15 protein-coding genes are annotated in these 17,629 nt (G+C 70.6%); 7 read left to right on the forward strand and 8 right to left on the reverse strand.

What is annotated here, in order from left to right:
- Positions 1 to 113: 113 nt before the first annotated feature.
- The 4 genes from OG714_RS13365 to OG714_RS13380 all read right to left on the reverse strand — a co-directional run bounded on the left by OG714_RS13365 (position 114) and on the right by OG714_RS13380 (position 5,081).
- A complete protein-coding gene (locus tag OG714_RS13365; protein WP_406120801.1) occupies positions 114 to 968 on the reverse strand; it encodes a TIGR03619 family F420-dependent LLM class oxidoreductase in 855 nt (284 codons plus the stop codon).
- A gap of 61 nt (positions 969 to 1,029) precedes the next feature.
- Positions 1,030 to 2,229, reverse strand: a complete 1,200-nt coding sequence (locus tag OG714_RS13370; RefSeq protein WP_406120803.1) for a damage-control phosphatase ARMT1 family protein — start codon at positions 2,227 to 2,229, stop codon at positions 1,030 to 1,032.
- A gap of 22 nt (positions 2,230 to 2,251) precedes the next feature.
- Positions 2,252 to 2,899 (reverse strand): ScbR family autoregulator-binding transcription factor, encoded by a 648-nt coding sequence (locus OG714_RS13375; RefSeq protein ID WP_406120804.1) that lies wholly within the window; start codon positions 2,897 to 2,899, stop codon positions 2,252 to 2,254.
- Positions 2,900 to 3,263: 364 nt separating this feature from the next.
- Positions 3,264 to 5,081: a S8 family peptidase gene (locus OG714_RS13380; protein WP_406120806.1), complete on the reverse strand. Its 1,818-nt coding sequence runs from the start codon at positions 5,079 to 5,081 to the stop codon at positions 3,264 to 3,266.
- A 336-nt stretch (positions 5,082 to 5,417) separates the two neighbouring features.
- Between OG714_RS13380 and OG714_RS13385 the strand changes: the two genes are divergently transcribed.
- On the forward strand, positions 5,418 to 6,374 hold the full coding sequence (locus OG714_RS13385) for a lytic polysaccharide monooxygenase (protein WP_406120807.1): 957 nt from the start codon (positions 5,418 to 5,420) through the stop codon (positions 6,372 to 6,374).
- A gap of 67 nt (positions 6,375 to 6,441) precedes the next feature.
- Here OG714_RS13385 and OG714_RS13390 read toward each other — a convergent pair whose 3' ends face one another.
- Entirely contained in the window at positions 6,442 to 7,095 is a 654-nt protein-coding gene (locus OG714_RS13390; protein WP_406120809.1) for a Tat pathway signal sequence domain protein, read from the reverse strand.
- A 666-nt stretch (positions 7,096 to 7,761) separates the two neighbouring features.
- Between OG714_RS13390 and OG714_RS13395 the strand changes: the two genes are divergently transcribed.
- Complete coding sequence (locus tag OG714_RS13395) at positions 7,762 to 8,445, forward strand: DUF6230 family protein (RefSeq protein WP_406120810.1); 684 nt, start codon at positions 7,762 to 7,764, stop codon at positions 8,443 to 8,445.
- Positions 8,445 to 8,885: a DUF6114 domain-containing protein gene (locus OG714_RS13400; protein ID WP_406120811.1), complete on the forward strand. Its 441-nt coding sequence runs from the start codon at positions 8,445 to 8,447 to the stop codon at positions 8,883 to 8,885. Before OG714_RS13395 ends, OG714_RS13400 begins: the two co-directional genes overlap by 1 nt.
- A 422-nt stretch (positions 8,886 to 9,307) precedes the next feature.
- Here the strand turns inward: OG714_RS13400 and tatA are convergent, their stop codons facing one another.
- From tatA to OG714_RS13415, 3 genes are read right to left on the reverse strand one after another with little or no spacing between them, the layout of a single operon-like run.
- On the reverse strand, positions 9,308 to 9,562 hold the full coding sequence (gene tatA, locus OG714_RS13405; RefSeq protein ID WP_406131809.1) for a Sec-independent protein translocase subunit TatA: 255 nt from the start codon (positions 9,560 to 9,562) through the stop codon (positions 9,308 to 9,310).
- Positions 9,563 to 9,596: 34 nt separating this feature from the next.
- Positions 9,597 to 12,074: a magnesium-translocating P-type ATPase gene (gene mgtA / locus OG714_RS13410; protein ID WP_406120813.1), complete on the reverse strand. Its 2,478-nt coding sequence runs from the start codon at positions 12,072 to 12,074 to the stop codon at positions 9,597 to 9,599.
- Positions 12,064 to 12,420 (reverse strand): ArsR/SmtB family transcription factor, encoded by a 357-nt coding sequence (locus OG714_RS13415; RefSeq protein ID WP_406120815.1) that lies wholly within the window; start codon positions 12,418 to 12,420, stop codon positions 12,064 to 12,066. Before OG714_RS13415 ends, mgtA begins: the two co-directional genes overlap by 11 nt.
- Positions 12,421 to 12,599: 179 nt before the next feature.
- Between OG714_RS13415 and OG714_RS13420 the strand changes: the two genes are divergently transcribed.
- The 4 genes from OG714_RS13420 (at position 12,600) to OG714_RS13435 (ending at position 17,623) form a co-directional block, all read left to right on the forward strand.
- Entirely contained in the window at positions 12,600 to 13,055 is a 456-nt protein-coding gene (locus tag OG714_RS13420; protein WP_406120817.1) for a tellurite resistance TerB family protein, read from the forward strand.
- An 82-nt stretch (positions 13,056 to 13,137) separates the two neighbouring features.
- Positions 13,138 to 13,941, forward strand: coding sequence for an SAM-dependent methyltransferase (locus OG714_RS13425; RefSeq protein ID WP_406120818.1), 804 nt, complete (start codon positions 13,138 to 13,140; stop codon positions 13,939 to 13,941).
- 226 nt (positions 13,942 to 14,167) lie between these two features.
- Positions 14,168 to 15,181 (forward strand): substrate-binding domain-containing protein, encoded by a 1,014-nt coding sequence (locus tag OG714_RS13430; protein WP_406120820.1) that lies wholly within the window; start codon positions 14,168 to 14,170, stop codon positions 15,179 to 15,181.
- 39 nt (positions 15,182 to 15,220) lie between these two features.
- Positions 15,221 to 17,623, forward strand: a complete 2,403-nt coding sequence (locus tag OG714_RS13435) for a nitrate- and nitrite sensing domain-containing protein (protein WP_406120822.1) — start codon at positions 15,221 to 15,223, stop codon at positions 17,621 to 17,623.
- Positions 17,624 to 17,629: the final 6 nt, after the last annotated feature.

Here is a 17,629-nt window from a genome sequence, read left to right on the forward strand (position 1 = left end):
CGGGCGGGGGACATGATCACACCATCGCGTGAATCAGCGGCGAACCCATGCGTTTTCCCGCGTCCTGTGACGTTCGCTCCCCCGCACCTCCTCCGACGCCCCTCCTCCGCCGTCTAGGGAAAACGCCGAACGAGTTCCTCGCCGACCCAGGCGAGCGCGTCCGGCAACGCCTCCGTGGCCACCGGCAGCCACAGGGACGCGGAGACGAGCCCTGCGTCGGACAACCGGCCCAGCTCGTCCCGGACGCTCTCGGCCGTCGCGTCCGCCCCGCCCAGCGGCCGGCCCGGCACCTTCACCGCGGGGGTGAACCCGGGCGGCACCAGGAACAGACCCGCCGTCAGCTCCAGCGTGCCCGGGTCGCGGTCCGCCTCGTCGCCGAGCGCGTCGAGCCGCGCCCGGACCCCGGTGAGCGCCTCCGCGTCGACCCCGGAGCCGTGCCACGCGTCGCCGAAGCGCAGGGCCCGGCGCAGTGCCGCGTCGCTCTGTCCGCCGATCCACACCGGCGGACCGCCCTCGGTGCGCGGCAGCACCCCGAGCCGCGGTGAGCCCTCGCCGCGCCACAACTGCCGTACCGCAGCGAGCTGTTCGTCCATCCGATGGCCCCGGCCCGCGAACGGGACGCCTACGGCGGCGAACTCCTCGGCGTCCCAGCCGGTGCCGACGCCCAGGGTGAAACGGCCGCCGGAGAGCCGGTCGAGGGTGGCGGTCTGGTGGGCCAGGACGAGCGTGTTGTACAGCGGCAGGACCAGGATGCTGGTGACCAGCCCGATCCGCCGGGTCGCCCCGGCGATCGCGGCCAGCAGGACCAGCGGGTCCGGGGTCACCCCCAGGTCACCGGCCACCGCGTGACCGCTCGCGAAGACATGGTCGAGGCCCGACTCCTCGGCCCTGACGGCGGTTTGGAGGACCTGGTCCAACTCCCCCTCCCCGTCGGGCCACAGACGGTGCGGTGCCACTCCGATACGCATCTCGGTCGTACTCCCCTCGTGCGACGACACGTCCGACAAGAACGTTCAGCGACCGAGCCAACTACACGGCGGGCGCCGAGGACACCCCCCGCACCTGGATCAGCGCGTGCGTGCCGCCCGTACGCCAGCGCTGCCCCTCCGCCGCGACCAGCGCGGACTCCGTGGAGGAGTCCAGGCCCGTGATGACATCGGACTTGAGGGTGCGCAGGGCGGCCACCGGGCCCGGGAAGTACGCGGTGACGTCGGCGAACGGCGTGGTGGGGGCCCAGCGGCAATCACCCACCAGACGACGGTAGTTCAGGTCACCCTTGACGATCGTCAGGGTGGCGGCGGCGAACTCGGCGCGGAGGTCGGCGGGCATCTCGGCGTATGGCAGCGGGGCGCAGGAGAAGGGGTGGGCGCGCACGGTGAGGCGGCCGTCCGCCATGGCCGACCAGAGGCGGCGGCCGTACGTCGCCGCCGCACCCGGCGCCGCGGTCAGCCGGTGCAGGGCGTCGACCACGTCGGTGGTCGTGGCGTCGGAGACGTAGTACGGGTGCGGCTTGATGTGCAGGACCGCCCGCTCGACGCGCCCCTCGTCGAGGAGATGGGCCAACAGCAGGAGATCGGGGATGAGTTCGCGGCCGGCGTTGTCCGCGACGAGGCAGAGGGTGCCGGTGCCGGGGAGGAGCGACCAGAGCACCTCGCTGTCGTCGGCCACCAGGGCCGGGACGGGGGCCTGCGAGGCCGACTCCGCTCCGGCTGCCGAGAGACGGAAGCCGAGGTCCGCGCGGTTGCCCCAAAGGGAGCCGTGCAGAAGGGAGTTGGCGCGCTCCGCGGGCGGCTTGGTCGCCAGCTCGTCGAGTGCGGTGAGTTCCTCGTCCGTCTCGGGAGCGTCGAGTTCGGCGCGCTTGAAGGGGCGGAACGGGTCGATGCCCTGCCAGGCGCCGGGGCCGAAGTAGCCGACGGCGTCGAGGAGTTGGCGGTAGAAGTAGCTCTCGGACCAGAGCCAGGGCACGTCGTACCAGGAGTGTCCGGCGTACGTGTCGGTGCCCCACGCCGCCCATCGGTCACGGTCGGGGGCGTCGGAAGGAAGCGGTTCGATCGTGCCCTCGGTGCAGTTCTTCAGGAGGGCGTCGAGGGCGCGGTGCTGCCCGGGGTCGTACGGGAAGGCGTCCCGGACCTGCTGGATGATCGCGGGGTGCCGTTCGGCCAGCACGCTGCGGGGGAACGAGCCCGGTTCGTTGCCGAGGATCACGGGCGCGGTGGGGGTGTCGGGCATGCGCCTCACCGTACCGGGCGGGTCAGCCGGTCTCGATCTCCCGCTCCAGGCGCGCGGCGAGGCTGAGATAGCGGGCGCGGCGGGGGACGGGGACCAGGCCGCGGATCACCAGGTGCCACATCTCGGCCGTCCGGCGGGGCTGTAATGCCACCGGTTCGAGGGTGCGGCCCAGGACGCGGATGCCGACGAAGAGGCCGACGAGCGTACGGGCCACGGCGTCCACGTCGGTGTCGGGGTGTGCGTCGGCTTCCGCGACGGCGCCCGTGAGTTTGCGGGAGGCGATGTCCAGCCACTCGGTGAAGGGGTGCGGCATCGGGGGCCGTACCTCGATCTCCCCCGCGGCGAGCCGGAGTCCGGCGCGCGGGATGGGGCCCTCGACGGCCAGCCGTGTCATGCCGAACGTGACACGTATCAACGTCTCCAGTGAGGAGTAGCCCCGGCTGTCCATCTCCTTGGAGATTTGCCGCGAGGCCTTGGCCTGCATCTCCAGGATCGTGTGGGCCAGGTCCTCCTTGGCCGCGAAGTGGAAGTACAGGGCACCCTTGGTGACCTGGGCTTGGTCGACGATGTCGCTCAGGCTGGTGGATTCATAGCCCTGCCGGTCGAACAGCTCGGCGGCGGCCGTGATGATCGTTGTGCGGGTCTGTTCGGCCCGTAGCTGCCTCACCATCGACTGAAACACTCCCGATGAAGGAAAAACAACGGCCCATGCCGTTTTTTTCTTACCCCCTGTACACAGTAGCTCACCGTACGGCGGTGTCGACCTTGCACCCCAAGACCGCCAATACCCCTCACGTTCCCATCACTTGCGTCTCTGTGTCACCCCTGCCCCGACTCTTGACCACTTTCGGTGGCTGTGGCACGTGTCAGCGCCGGTTCCCGGCCAAACAGAAGACCGACCGCCCTGGCGGGAAACTTCCGAGGAAGCGCCTCACCTTACGGGTCAGTCGGTCTGTTTCTGTGAATGCCCTGTGCCGCCTGTGCCTGCTGTGGCGTCGACAGGCGCGCCGTCGGGTCTGCTGTCAGGCGTTCCGTCAGAAGGTGAGCTTCCAGCTGTTGAGGGTGCCGGTGTCCTGCGCGGCGGTGTCCTGGACACGCAGCTTCCAGGTGCCGTTGGCGGTCTCGCTGGACGCGTCCACCGTGTAGGTGGCCTTGACGTCGTCGGCGGAGTCCGAGGTGCTCGCGGCCTTCAGGCGGTAGGTCGAACCGTCCGGCGCGACCAGGTCGAGGACGAGGTCGCCGCGGAAGGTGTGGCTGATGTCGACACCGACCTGGAGGGCCGAAGGCGCGTTGCCGCTACGGCCGTTGACGGCGATCGAGGACTCGACGGCCGAGCCCGCGTCGGGCACGGCCACGGCCGTACTGCTGGAGAAGGTCGTCCCCGTCGTCGTACCGCCGCCGCTGGTGCTCACGGCCTGGACGGTCTTGGCCGCGTCCGCGAGTCCTGCGCCGCAGCCGCCCGAGCAACTGCCGGGCAGGGCGCGGGCGTTGGTCTTGATGGCCGACTCGATCTGGGCCGGGGTGAGTGAGGAGTTCGCCGACTTCATGAGCGCGACCAGGCCCGCGATGTGCGGGGTGGCCATGCTGGTGCCCTGGTAGTAGGCGTACGACTCGGTGGACGGCGTCTTGGTGCCGGAGTTCAGCGTGGAGTAGATGCCGTTGGCGGTGCCGGTGCTGGTCTGGCCGCCGGGGGCCGAGATGTCCACCGCGGAGCCGTAGTTGGAGTAGGACGCCTTGGCGCCGGCGCGGTTGGTGGCGGCGACGGAGATGACGTTGGCGCAGTTGCCCGGGGAGTGGTTCGCGACGTTGTCGTTGTCGTTGCCGGCGGCCACGACGACCGTGGTGCCGCGGTTCACGGCGGCGGTGATCGCGGTCTGGGTGGCCGAGGTGCAGGCGCCGTCGCCGCCCAGGCTCATGTTGATGACCTTGGCGACGTTGCCGTTGGCGGGGACGCCGGAGACGCTGCCGCCGGACGCCCAGGTGATGGCGTCGATGATGTCGGAGTCGTAGCCGCCGCACTTGCCGAGGACGCGCAGCGGGGAGATCTTCGCGCCGTAGGCGATGCCCGCGATGCCCTTGCCGTTGTTGGTGGCGGCGGCGATGGTGCCGGCCACGTGGGTGCCGTGCCAGGAGGAGTTGCTGGCCGGGATGCCCGAGCCGCACTCGTTGGCCGCGTAGTAGTCGCCGGGGTCGGCCGGGTTGCTGTCGCGGCCGTCGCCGTCGACCGAGACGGCGGTGTCGGTGATGAAGTCGTAGCCGGCGACGATGTTCGCCGCGAGGTCGGAGTGCGTGACGTAGCCGGTGTCGATGACAGCGACGGTGACACCGCTGCCGGTCGAAGTCGGCCACGCGGCGGGCACGTTCATCCCGGCGGCGGACTCGAAGAGGTCCCACTGCTTGCCGTACTCGGTGTCGTTCGGGTCGGCCTGCGGGGTGTTCAGCCGGTCCGGTACGACGTAGGAGACCTGCGGGTCGGACCTGAACTCGGCGATGACGTCGGCGACTTCGGTGGTGCTCTTCGCGTCGCCGAGGCCGACGAGGGCGGCGCCGGTGCCGAGTCGGCGCTGGAAGTCGACGCTCTCGCCGGTCTCCTTGCCCTTGGCGGTGGCGTCGGCCTCGGCGGCCCGGTTCGAACTGGCTTCTGCGGCACCGGACTTGTAGCCGACGATGAGGCGCTCGGCGAGGGTGCCGGGGGCGGCCTCGGTCTGTCCGGACAGGGCCGGCGCGGCGGCCTGGGTGGGGGGTTCCTGGGCGACGGCGACCGAGGTGGCGGCCGTGGCGAGGAGGGCCGCGGAGACCGCGGCGACGGATATCAGGGCCCGTCCGGTGGGGAATGCCGTGGGAGTGCGCAAGGGCTTGCCTTTCGTGGCCGTACTCCAAGCAGCGCGGAGCGGCGGTCGATTCGCTTCGTCGTCGAAGCGGCGTGGGGTCGAACCAGAGAGCGCCGGGCGCGGGCAGCCGCCTCGTCAGGGGTTGCCTGTGGGTCAGCTGTGGTCAAACGATAGGCAAAGAGAAGGTCATCCGGATACGGGGGAAACCCTCGATCAGGCCGGAAACCACCCCTGGGTATCGGCCAGTTGAGAAGATACATCCCGATTTGCGGCGAGGGGACGGACTGAACGCGCCGGGCCTGGTTCCCGTATTGCACGAACAGACCGTTGCCGCCCCCGGCCGAGGAGACGTTCCGGATGTCCCGGATGACCGCACATCGCACTGCCATGGCGGCCGCCGCCATGGCCCCGCTGCTGCTCACCGTCTGGGCGGCGGGTCCGGCGCAGGCGCACGGGGCGCCGACGTATCCGGTCAGCCGGGTCTACGCCTGCTCGCCTCAGGGTGGCAGTCAGGCCCAGTCGGCTGCGTGCAAGGCCGCCATCGCCGCGAACGGGGGGCCCTTCACTTTCTGGGACAACATCCGGGTCCCCGACGTGAACGGGCGCGACCGGCAGGTGATCCCCGACGGGAAGCTGTGCAGCGGCGGTCTGTCCGACTACAAGGGGCTGAACCTCGCGCGCACCGACTGGCCGTCGACGCGGCTGACTCCGGGGGCGAAGCTGACGATGACGTACGCGTCGACGATCGCGCACACCGGGACGTTCAAGTTGTATCTGACGAAGGCCGGTTACGACGTGTCGAAGCCCCTGACCTGGTCCGAGCTGCCGACGACGCCGTTCGCCGAGGTGAAGGACCCGCCGCTGACCGGTGGCGCGTACCGCATCAAGGCGACGCTGCCGACGGGCCGGACCGGGCGCCAGCTGATCTACACGATCTGGCAGAACAGCAGTACCGAGGACACGTACTACTCGTGCTCGGACGTGGTGTTCCCGGGTGGCGGTACCTCTTCCTCGTCTTCCTCGTCCTCGTCGAAGGGGACGGCCGGCTCCAAGGACACGACGGCGAGTCCGTCGTCGTCCACCGCCAAGTCCCCCACGGCCACGGGCACTTCGGAGGCGACGACCGCGCGGAAGTCGTCGGCCGCCCCGGCGTCCCCGGCCGAGGAGAGCACCGCGCCGGGCAGCAGCCCGGTGGCGTCCGACACCGACGCCACGTCCAGCGGTCCTTCGGCGCCCATGGTGGCGGGCGGCGCCGCCGCGGTGCTGGTGCTCACCGGGGGCGCCGCCCTGGTCCTGCGACTGCGTCGACGCTGACCTCCGACTCGACGCGTACAGGCCCTACTTGCTCATCGGTCGAGCTTGCTTCTCGACCGGACCTCCTTTAGTTGGTGTAGACCGCCGCGCCGTTGTCCGTCACCGGGGCGTACTTCGCGGTGAAGTAGCCCGCGCTGAAGCACAGGGACGAGCCCGAGGTCTTGGTGAAGGCCTGGCTGGTGAAGTTGATGCTGGTGTCGCTGTTGTCGGACGTGCCGCTCAGGCTGGGCGCCTGGTAGACGCAGGTGATGCTGCCCAGCAGGGTGGTCAGCTTGACCGTGGTCTGGATGGTGGAGCCGCTGGCCGGGGTGACGGTCAGGGTGCCGTCCGAGACGGCCGCGGTGGTGTACGGCAGGTTGTCGACCGTGATGCTGGAGACACCGAGGACGCCGAGGACGTTGCTCGTGCAGCTGCTGGTGGTGAAGGTCTGCCCGGAGACGGACTCGGTGGCGGTGCCCGGCGCGGTCGGGTTGTCGGTGACGGTCGCCGTGAACTGCGACGAGGTGCACTTGATGCCACTGGTGCCGGTCGCGCTGGAGTACAGGGTGGCGCTGGTGCCGGTGGCCAGGGGCGCGGTCAGCACATCGCCGACGGCGACGGCCGTACCACCGAGGCTGCCGGTGGTGAGCACGGCGGCGCCGTCCGCCGACGCCGGGACGGTGAAGGGGAGGGTGAGCGCGGCGACGGAGCCGACGAGGGTGAGGACGGTGCGAGTGCGCATGCGGGTGTACCTCTTCTTCCGAAGTGGAGGGTCGAACCGGGGGGTTCTTGGGGGGTGGGGTAACTGGGGTTTGGGGCGCCCGAGTTCGCCGCCGCCGACCCGTGACGCCTTCTCCGTACGTGACGGGCCGGGGCGGCGGCCGGCCGGTGACCGGCCGGAGGCCCGCGGGGGTTGGGGGTCTCCGGCCGGGCCGGGCGGTGGGGCGGACGGCACGGGCCAGGGGGAAGCGGCCGTGCCGAGCCGCGGGGGTTCGGACTCTGAGGGCGTGAAGTGCCCCTGCGGAAAGGGAAGTCCGGGAACGCGGCTCGTGCCGCGCGGCGGATCCGGCGCCACGGATCCGGCAAACAAGGGAGAGTTGTAGACCTGAGTGTCAGTCAACGTCAAGAGATGCAGGGCAAGTTGATGTACAAGCCGGGGCTTTGCGGAAGTGCGGGAAGGCCTTGCCTCACAGGTGGCGCATCATCAACACTCTTTTTTCACAACTCCCTTGACCCTTCAATGTAACCCCCGGTAACTTCCTCGTCGGCTACTGCTGCGTAACCTTGAAAGCCCTTGCACCCGCCGGGAGTTGTGGGGGAGGGTGCGCCGCACTCGCTGTCCGCGCCAGGACAACGCGCCACTTCGATACCGACTCGCGTTGAACCAGAGCAGCACATGGGAGCAGACATGGCTTCACCCTCGGACGCCAACCCGTCCAACGGAAACACCCCTGAGCAGCCGGAAAGCGGTTCCGTACCCGAGACCTCCGAGGGTCCCGGGAGACGCGGTCAGGTCCGACTGCGCCGCGCCGCGATCATGGCGGTGCCGGCCACGCTGGTCGCCGCGACCCTCGCGGTGCTCACCGCCCAGGGCGCCCTGGGGGTGCAGTTCTCCATCTCGGGCATGCCGTTCACGGTCACCGCGAAGTCGCTGGACGGCACCGGCTTCGAGCAGTTCGGCGGCCTCGACAACATGATCCCGAACAGCCCGAACGAGGGCGACACGGGCGGCCAGGTACTCGTCATGACCTCCGCCATGAAGAGCGCCACGCTCGACAGCCTGTGCCAGAGCGTCGACCTGGGCGGGATCAACCTGCTGATCAAGGCGGGCAGCGGCTCCACGAAGGTGACGGCGACCAACCTGACGACCGACTCGACCGAGCTGTCGGGTGACGCGTCCTTCGGCAACATCGAGATCGGCAACGACGCCAGCACGCTCACCAAGGCGGGTGTCCAGGGCAACAAGGGCGTCTTCAGCCAGCAGTCGGACACCGTGCACATCGACAACCTCCGGCAGACCAACTACGCCACCACGGCGGGTGTGTTCAAGCTGCCGGGCCTCAAGCTCAGCTTCAGCGACTCGGGTTGCTGATGTCGGAGAACCTGCCACCGCAGGGGAAGCGGCCCGCCTTCCGGAACTGGCGGGCCCGCCGCCCGTTCTGGGGCGGGCTGCTGCTCGCCCTGGGCGGCGCGGAGATCCTGCTCACGGAGAAGGTGTCGCTGAAGGTCGCGATGCACTTCGGGATGCAGGGCGTGACCGGCTACCTGCTCCCCGTGGTGATGCTCCTGTGCGGCCTGCTGATCCTCTTCAGCCCGGGCCAGCGTCTCTTCTACTCGATCGTCGGCATCCTGTGCACCCTGGGCAGCTGGCTCACCTCGAACCTCGGCGGCTTCTTCATCGGGCTGACGCTGGGCATCGTGGGCAGCTGCATGACGTTCGGCTGGCTGCCGGACCAGGAGCCGCGCTCGGAACGCAAGCGCCGCAAGCGCGAGGCGAAGACGACCACGAAGTCCCTCCAGCAACAGTCCTGACGCGTCAGACCGACCCCGGCGACAGCCGGGGCTCGACGTGTTCCTCGGCCACCGAGTCCCCGTCACGACGCAGGACTCCTTCCCGGGCACCTCACGGAAACCCCAACGCGTCGGTGAGCGGCGGGAGTTCAGGGCCGGAGGAGTCACCGGGGCCGACCCGGCACCAGTGCCTGTCGCAGGAAACGGCGGCATCTCACGGACGCCGGTGAGCAAGGCATGCCCGCGGCACGCTCCGCCGGACCGGCACATCACGCGGGGACCTCGCACTGAGGCCGCTCAGCACGACCCCGGGCTCCTGTGCCCTGCGCAAAACCCGTCGAGGCCGCCGCCCCGCCCGGTACCGGCAACCCACAGCCAGTACCGGCGCCCCTCACCGACCGGGGTGGCCGCAGGCTCTCGGGGCATCGCCGCGGTCGGCGAGTTCAGTGCGCGGTCGCCGGCGGCTCGGTGGAGGCGACGACCGGGGACTCCGTCACGGTGTGCACGGCGGTCGGCTGTACCGGGACCGACTCCGCCACGTTGCTCTCCTCCTTCATCGCCTTCGCCTCGCTCTTGAGGATGCGCATGGACTTGCCCAGTCCGCGTGCGGCCTCCGGGAGCTTCTTCGAGCCGAACAGCAGGATGACGACGATCGCCACGACCAGCAGGTGCCAAGGTTCCAGTCCGTTGCGGAGCATGACCTCGTCCTCCTCTTCCCTCACACGACAGTTGCTATGTTGCGCAACTGTACAACCCTGAGGTGGATCGCAGACCCCTCAGGGCCAGGGCATACACACCGAGCACGGCTGCCAGCAGGACGTAATAAGGGAGCGCCAGTCCCGTCATGCCCAGCGGCGCGCCCAGCGGGCTCAGGGGCAGCAGCACTCCTACCGCGGCGAGCACGGCCGCCGCCCGCCCCACCGGACCTGGCGTACCGCCCCTGGTCCGCAGGAGCAGCATCACCAGCGCCTGCGTGAGCAGGTTCTCGGTGAACCAGGCCGAGTGGAACAGCACCTCGTCGTCCACGGCGTCCGGGCCGCGCAGCGCGAGCGCGAGGACCGCGAAGGTCGCGAGGTCGGCGACCGCGTTCAGCACCCCGAACCCGGTGAGGAAGCGGAGGAACGCCCGCGGGCGCAGCACGGTCGGGCGGCGCAGCACCGCGGCGCCGGGACGGTCGTAGGCGAAGGCCAGTTGGGCGGCGTCGAAGCAGAGGTTCTGGGCGAGGACCTGGGTGGGGAGCATCGGCAGGAACGGCAGCAGCAGGCCGGCCGCGAGCATCGCGATGACGTTGCCGAGGTTCGAGGAGAGCGTGATCCGCAGGTACGAGGCGATGTTCGCGCTGCTGCGCCGCCCCGCCGTGACCGCGTGCCGGACCGCCGCGAGGTCCTTGCCGGCGAGCACGACGTCGGCGGCCTCGCGGGCCACGTCCACGGCGGCGCGCGGCGCGATGCCGACGTCGGCGGCACGCAGCGCGGGGACGTCGTTGAGACCGTCCCCGAGGAAGCCGACCGTGTGTCCGGCCGCGCGCAGGGCGGCGACCGCGCGGGCCTTGTCCTGGGGCGTGCAGCGCGCGGCGACCCGCACCTCCCCCGGCTCCAGCCCCAGCTCCCGGCACACCCGCGCCGCCGTCGCCGGATGGTCGCCGGTGAGGATCCGCACGCCGATGCCCAGGTCGGCGAGGGCCCGCAGGGCGTCCCGTGCGTCCGGGTTCAGGGCGTCGTGGAAGGTCACCAACCCCCGGAAGTCCAGCCCGCGTTCGTCGGCCGGGCCGTAGTCACGCGCGCGTGCGGGGCGTTCGGCGGTGGCGACCGCCAGGAGCCGCAGGCCGGACTCCGCCTCCCGCTCGGCCAGGGCCAGCAGCCGTTCGCGCTCCGCGGGGGCCACCGCGCACCGCTCCAGCACGTCCTCCACCGCGCCCTTCACGATGAGCGTGTGCGTGCCGAGGGCCTCGCCCCGCACCACCGCCGTCGCGAGCCGGCGTACCGGGTCGAAGGGCACGGCCCCGACCCCGTCGTACTCCTCCCCCACCGGTCCCGCCGCCTCCAGCAGTGCCTCGTCGAGGGCGTCGGGCACGGGTGCCTCGGCGAGCTGGAGGGTCCACCAGGCGGCTGTGGCGGCCAGGTTCAGGACGTCCGGATCGTCGCTGCCGTCGGGGCCGAGGGCGCGTTCCACGACCGGGCGGTCCTGGGTGAGCGTGCCGGTCTTGTCGAGGCAGAGGACGTCCACGGCGCCCAGGTCGTGCAGCGCGGGGAGGCGTCTGACGACGACGCCGTGCGTACGGGCGAGCAGCGCGGCCCCGCGCGCGAGGCAGGTCGTCACGATCACCGGGAGCATCTCGGGGGTCAGCCCGACCGCCACCGCGACGGCGAACGGCAGCGTCGCCAGGCCCCGCCCGCGCAGCGCCGCGTTGGCCATGAGGACGAGCGGGGGCGTCAGCAGCATGAACCGGATCAGCACCCAGGAGATCCCGTGCACGGAACGGTCGAACGCGCTCGCCTCCCGCCGCGCCGGCCCGCTGTGCGCGGCGGCGAACCGGGTCCACGCGCCCGTCGCCAGCACGACCGCCGTGGCGCTGCCCGAGACGACACCGCTGCCCTGGAAGCAGAGATACGGCTGCGCGAAGGGGCCCTCGTCCGCCGCGCCGGGCAGTTCCACGGCGGCCTTGGCGACCGGCGCGGACTCGCCGGTGAGCGCGGCCTGGTGCACGGTCAGCCCGGTCGCGCGCAGCAGTCGTACGTCGGCGGGGACGAGGTCGCCGGGCCCGAGCCGGATCACATCGCCCGGCACCAGCTCGGCGACCGGTGTCTCCCGGGCCCGTACCGGCGCCTCCTCGTCCGCGCGGCGCAGCACGCAGGCGGTGGAGCCGACCAGCTCGCGCAGGTCGTGCAGGGAGCGGTCGGCCCGGTGTTCCCCGCTCGTGCGCAGTACGCAGCTCACCGCGACGAGGGCGAGGATCACCGCGGCGGTGCCCCAGGAGGCGACGAGCGCCGAGACCAGGCCGAGGCAGAGCAGGACGGCGGTGAAGGGGTCGCGCAGGCTGCGCAGGAAGAGGCGGGGCCAGGAGGTCGTACGGTGCTGGGGAACCGTGTTCTCGCCGGTCGCCGCGAGCCGTGCCGCGGCCTCCGGGTCGGTCAGTCCGCGCGGGCCGGTGTCGAGGTGCCGCAGCACCTGGAGCGGGGTGTGCCGGTGGGCGGCGGTGTCAGAGGCCACGGAGTCGGGGGGCGGGGAGGTCGGTCCGGTCGGCGCGGTCGCCGATGCGGGTGACCGCGAGCCGGACGACGTCGACCACGTCGGGGTCGTCGACGAAGTACACCTGGCGGCGGCCCTCGCGGCGGGACCGGACCAGGCCCGCGAGCTTGAGTTTGGTGAGGTGCTGGCTGACCGCGGGCAGCGCGCCGCCGACCCGGTCAGCGAGCCCGGTGACATCGCTCTCGCCCTGGGCCAGTGCCCACACGATGTGCAGCCGGGCGGGCGAGGCCAGCAGTCCGAAGGCCGCGGCGGCGTCCGCGAGCACGTCGGCGGACGGGTCGTCGAAGCCGCTGCCGGCTGTCGCCACCGTCGTCGCCTCCCGTTCCTGGCGGGTCCCGTTCGTGAACGGCCCAGTCTAGGCGGCCGGAACTTCTCCTCGGTCCGGGGAGTTTCCACGGTGCTACGGACACGGATTTGTATACGACGGTTTTGTATACGTACGACCAGCCACCGCATGACGCACGACTACGTACACATGGAGTTCGCATGGCCCTGTGGGACCGCTTCAAGGAGTCCGCGTCGACGATGCAGACCCAGCTCGTGGCGAAGAAGAACGACCTGAAGAGCGGGGCGTTCCGCGACGCGAGCATGGCGATGTGCGCGCTCGTGGCGGCCGCCGACGGCACGGTCGATCCGTCGGAGCGGCAGCGGGTCGCCCAGCTCATCGCGAGCAACGAGGTGTTGCAGAACTTCGACGCGATGGACCTCCAGCGCCGTTTCGACGAGAACCTGAACAAGCTGACGGCCGACTTCGCCTTCGGCAAGGTCAGCGTGCTCCAGGAGATCGCCAAGGCGAAGAAGAAGCCGGCCGAGGCGCGTGCCGTGATCCAGATCGGCATCGTGATCGGCGGCGCGGACGGCGACTTCGACAAGACCGAGCAGGCCGTGGTCCGCGAGGCCTGCTTCGCCCTCGACCTGCCGCCGCACGAGTTCGACCTCTGAAATCCCGCTTCACTCCTCAACTCCCTTCTGATTCTGGGAGGTTGGTGTCGACACAGGTCGACACCAACAGAGGAGCCGCACCGTGCCCGAGTCCGGCCGCATCGACACCGACACCGCGCACTCCGCGCGGATCTACGACTACATCCTGGGCGGTGGTGACAACTACCCGGCCGACCGGGAGGCCGGCGACGCGATGATCCGGGAGTGGCCGGCCATGCCGGTGCACATGCGGGCCAACCGTGACTTCATGATCCGCGCGGTGCGCCATCTGGCCGGGGAGGCGGGGATCCGCCAGTTCCTCGACGTCGGCACCGGCATCCCGACCTCCCCGAACATCCACGAGATCGCGCAGGCGGCGGCCGCGCACTCCCGGGTCGTGTACGTCGACAACGACCCGCTCGTCCTCGCCCTCTCCCAGGGCCTGTTGGACAGCACGCCCGAGGGGCGGACCGCGTACGTCGAGGCGGACATGCTGGACCCGGCGGCGATCCTGCGCACTCCCCAGTTCCGCGAGACGCTCGACCTCGGTGAGCCGGTCGCGCTGACCGTGATCGCGATCGTGCACTTCGTGCTGGACGCGGACGACGCCGTGGGCATCGTGCGCCGGCTCCTCGAACCCCTGCCCTCCGGCAGCTACTTGGCGATGTCCATCGGTACGGCGGAGTTCGCGCCGGACGAGGTGGGCCGGGTCGCCCGTGAGTACGCGGCGCGCGGTATGCCGATGCGCCTGCGTACGTATCCGGAGGCCGAGGAGTTCTTCGAGGGGCTCGAACTCGTCGGGCCGGGTATCGTCCAGGTCCACAAGTGGCGTCCGGACGAGGGGGACGCCGAACCGATCAGGGACGAGGACATCGCGATGTACGGCGCGGTGGCCCGCAAGCCGTGACCTTCCGTCCTCTCCGTACGCCACCTCCTCAACTTCCGTACGACGTCGAGATGATCACAATGCGGCAGCAACAACTCACTCCATGTCGCCGCTCACTTGACTACCAGCGGTCACACGCGATTGGCTCCGGCCCAACGGGAGTAACCCGGTCGGCGCACCTCATACGGCTCCGGGCGCATCCTCCCCGTCCCCCAGCTCGGCCGCACAGCGAGGTGCCGCACCGCCCATGACCACTCCACCCCCACCTCACGCCTCCTTCCGTCTCATACCAGGCACGGCGCTCACCCTCGCCGTGGCCGGTTGTCTGCTGCTCTCCGGCTGCTCCGCGACCGGTGGTTCCGACTCCGGTACGGACACGGCCGGTGCCGCGGGCAAGGGCCGGCTCAAGATCGTGCTGGTGACCCACGCGAGCAAGGGCGACGCCTTCTGGCAGCTGGTGCAGAAGGGCGCCGAGGCCGCCGCGGCCAAGGACGACGTCGACCTGACGTACGCGAGCGACCCCGACGCCGCCGGGCAGGCGGAGCTGGTGCGGGACTCGATCAAGGACGGGGTCGACGGCATCGCGCTGACGCTCGCCAAACCGGACGCGATGAAGGCGCCGATCGCCCAGGCCAAGGCCTCGGACATCCCGGTGGTCGGCCTCAACTCCGGTATCGACGCCTGGAAGTCGGAGGGCGTCCTGGAGTTCTTCGGGCAGGACGAGAGCGTCGCGGGCCGCGCCGTCGGCCAGAAACTGGACGCCTTCAAGGCCAAGCACGCCCTGTGCGTGATCCACGAGCGGGGCAATGTCGCCCTGGAGGCGCGCTGCGCGGGCGTGAAGAAGACGTTCACCGGCGACACCGACATGCTCTATGTGGACGGCACCGACATGGACGCCGTGTCCGCGGGCGTCACGGACCGACTCAAGCAGGACCCCAGCATCGACGAAGTGGTCATGCTGGGCGCCCAGTTCGCGCTGGCCGCGGTCAAGTCCGTGAAGGCGGCGGGCAGCAAGGCCAAGGTCGCGACCTTCGACCTCAACCAGGACTTGGTCAAGGCCGTGCAGAGCGGGAACATACAGTTCGCCGTCGATCAACAGCCGTATCTTCAGGGCTATCTGGCCGTGGACTCGTTGTGGCTGTACAAGACCAACGGCAACATCAGTGGCGGCGGGGCGGCTCCCGTGCTCACCGGCCCGGCGTTCGTGACGAAGACGAACGTCGGCGCGGTCGCGAACTTCGCGGCCAACGGAACGCGCTGACCGGACACTTCGTACGAGGATGTAGCGAGGACGACCACGATGTCTCCACGGACAGGTGCCCGGCGCCGCGTCGGTTCCATACGTCTTTCCCTGATCCTGCTCGCCCTGGTCCCCAGCGTCACGCTGGCCGCCATGTGGGGCCTGACGACGACCCAGATATTCGCGGAGGGGCTACGGCTGCGCTCGCAGACGGAGTTGAGCAGGTCGACCGGCGCCATGGGCACCGAGGCCGCGCTCGCGCTCCAGAAGGAGCGCAGTCTCTCGGCGGCGTGGATGGCGGATCCGCACGGCTCGCAGGCCGCGCTGGAGGCCCAGCGCACGGCGACGGACAAGGCGGTGGCCCAACTCGTCGGCCAGTCCGGCGCGATCAAGAAGGCGCCGTCCCGGATCAGGGACCGGATGTACTCGGTCGTCGCGTCGGTGGACAGCCTGGAGTACTACCGCAGCCAGGTGGACAAGCCCACCGACATCACCCCCCAGCAGGTGCTGGACCAGTACACGTCGATCATCGACGACCAGATCCAGGCCTTCCAGCAGCTGTCCCAGGTCGACGACGGCGACCTCACCTCGCAGGCGGAGCCGCTCGTCGCGCTGGAGCACGGCGCGGAGCTGGTCTCCCAGGAGGACGCGCAGCTGACGCTGGCCTGGCACTCCGGGTATGTGAACAACGAGTCGTGGGAGCAGTTCGCCGAGCTGGTGCACGCCCGGCGCTGGCTGGTCGAGGACCAGATCGCCACCGGGTTCCAGGGCGCCACCAAGACGCGGATCGAGCACATCCTTCAGAGCGTCGAGTGGAGCACCCTGGAGTCCACGGAGGACGCGGTGCTCACGGCCGGTACGGCGGACAGGGCGGTGCCGGACAACGGCTCGGCCGGCCGGATCGCCCTGCCCGACGAGCAGAAGCAGTGGAACGCGGCACTGACCCAAGTAGCCGCCGAGTACGAGGTGTTGATCCGGCAGCAGACGGCCGCACTCCTCGACCGCAGCTCCGACAAAGCGCACAACCTGCTCGTCACCGCCGCCCTGCTGAGCGCGGGCGGACTCGGCGCCCTGCTGGTGTGCGTCGTCATGTCCTGGCGGATCACCCGCTCTCTGTCCCGCCGGCTGCGCGGTCTGAAGATGGCCACCCTGAGCCTCGCCGAGGACCGGCTGCCCGACGTGGTGGCCCGGTTGAACCGGGGCGAGAAGATCGACGTGGAGTCGGCGACCCCGCCCCTGGACTATGGCAACGACGAACTCGGCCAGGTGGCCCAGGCGTTCAACACCGCGCAACGCACCGCCGTGCACACCGCCGTCGAACTCGCCGACACCCGCAGGGGTTTCCAGAAGGTCATCCTCGGCATCGCCCGGCAGAGCCAGAACCTGGTCAACCTCCAGCTCACCAAGCTCGACCAGCTGGAACGCCGGCACGACGACCCCGAGGTCCTGCGCGGCCTGTACGAACTCGACTCCACCGCAAGCCAGTTGCGCCGCTACGAGGAGAACCTCGTCGTCATCAGCGGCGAGCAGCCGCGCCGCAGCTGGACCGAGCCGGTCGCCCTGATCGACATCCTGCGCAGCGCCGTCGGCGAGGTCGCCGAGTACCAGCGGGTGGAGGTGCACACCGAGGAGGAGGTGTGCCTGGCGCCGCCCGCCGTCGCGGACGTGATCCACCTGCTGGCCGAGCTGATCGACAACGCGACCGTGTACTCCCCCGCGCCCAGTCCCGTCGGGGTGCGGGCCGCGATGGTCGCCAAGGGGCTCGCCATCGAGGTCGAGGACCGCGGGCTCGGCATGTCCGACGAGGACTACGCCTCGCTCAACGAACAGCTCGCGGTGGCCCCGCAGTTCGACGTGGTCGCCCTCGCCGACGACCTGCGGCTCGGCATGTTCGTGATCGCCCGGCTCGCCACCCGGCACGGCATCGCGGTGACACTGCGCTCCTCGCCGTACGGCGGCACGACCGCGATCGTGCTCGTCCCGCACGAGATCGTCGTACCCGGGCCGCCCGAGGAGTCTCCTCGGGGCGCCGCACGAGCGGCCGATGCCGAGGCCGTCGTAACGGAAAGGGCGGGGAAGGCGGAGAAGACGGAGAAGGCGGCCGTCCCCGCGTCAACCGTCTTGGCCGATGCGGCAGTTGAGACGTCGAGCCCCGCGCCCGAGGCCCGCCCCGTCATCCCCCCGGCGCGGTCGCCCGAGGCCGAGTCGGTCACGGCCGGGCTCGGCGGGCTCACGCCGTTGCCGCGGCGGGTGCCACAGACCAGTCTGGCCAGTGAGTTGCGGGAGGAGGCCGGGCCGGTCGAGGAGGACACGGAGCTGGAAGACTTCACCGCGGAGCGTGCGGCTTCCTCGCTGGCCGGGTTCCAGCGCGGCACGTTCCAGGCGCGTGACGAGGACGCGCCGTCGCAGTACGACCGGGAGGAAGCCGCGGCCTCCTCGAATCCGCCCGCCGACCGCTCATGAAGGACT

It is taken from the genome of Streptomyces sp. NBC_00989 (assembly GCF_045162655.1).
Classification (GTDB): domain Bacteria; phylum Actinomycetota; class Actinomycetes; order Streptomycetales; family Streptomycetaceae; genus Streptomyces.

What these genes read in the sequence shown, in the direction of transcription:
- OG714_RS13365 (WP_406120801.1), bottom strand. Translation starts at nt 968, where the DNA reads ATGCGTATCGGAGTGGCACCGCACCGTCTGTGGCCCGACGGGGAGGGG.
- OG714_RS13370 (WP_406120803.1), bottom strand. Translation starts at nt 2,229, where the DNA reads ATGCCCGACACCCCCACCGCGCCCGTGATCCTCGGCAACGAACCGGGC.
- OG714_RS13375 (WP_406120804.1), bottom strand. Translation starts at nt 2,899, where the DNA reads ATGGTGAGGCAGCTACGGGCCGAACAGACCCGCACAACGATCATCACG.
- OG714_RS13385 (WP_406120807.1), top strand. Translation starts at nt 5,418, where the DNA reads ATGTCCCGGATGACCGCACATCGCACTGCCATGGCGGCCGCCGCCATG.
- OG714_RS13390 (WP_406120809.1), bottom strand. Translation starts at nt 7,095, where the DNA reads ATGCGCACTCGCACCGTCCTCACCCTCGTCGGCTCCGTCGCCGCGCTC.
- OG714_RS13395 (WP_406120810.1), top strand. Translation starts at nt 7,762, where the DNA reads ATGGCTTCACCCTCGGACGCCAACCCGTCCAACGGAAACACCCCTGAG.
- OG714_RS13400 (WP_406120811.1), top strand. Translation starts at nt 8,445, where the DNA reads ATGTCGGAGAACCTGCCACCGCAGGGGAAGCGGCCCGCCTTCCGGAAC.
- tatA (WP_406131809.1), bottom strand. Translation starts at nt 9,562, where the DNA reads ATGCTCCGCAACGGACTGGAACCTTGGCACCTGCTGGTCGTGGCGATC.
- OG714_RS13420 (WP_406120817.1), top strand. Translation starts at nt 12,600, where the DNA reads ATGGCCCTGTGGGACCGCTTCAAGGAGTCCGCGTCGACGATGCAGACC.
- OG714_RS13430 (WP_406120820.1), top strand. Translation starts at nt 14,168, where the DNA reads ATGACCACTCCACCCCCACCTCACGCCTCCTTCCGTCTCATACCAGGC.
- OG714_RS13435 (WP_406120822.1), top strand. Translation starts at nt 15,221, where the DNA reads ATGTCTCCACGGACAGGTGCCCGGCGCCGCGTCGGTTCCATACGTCTT.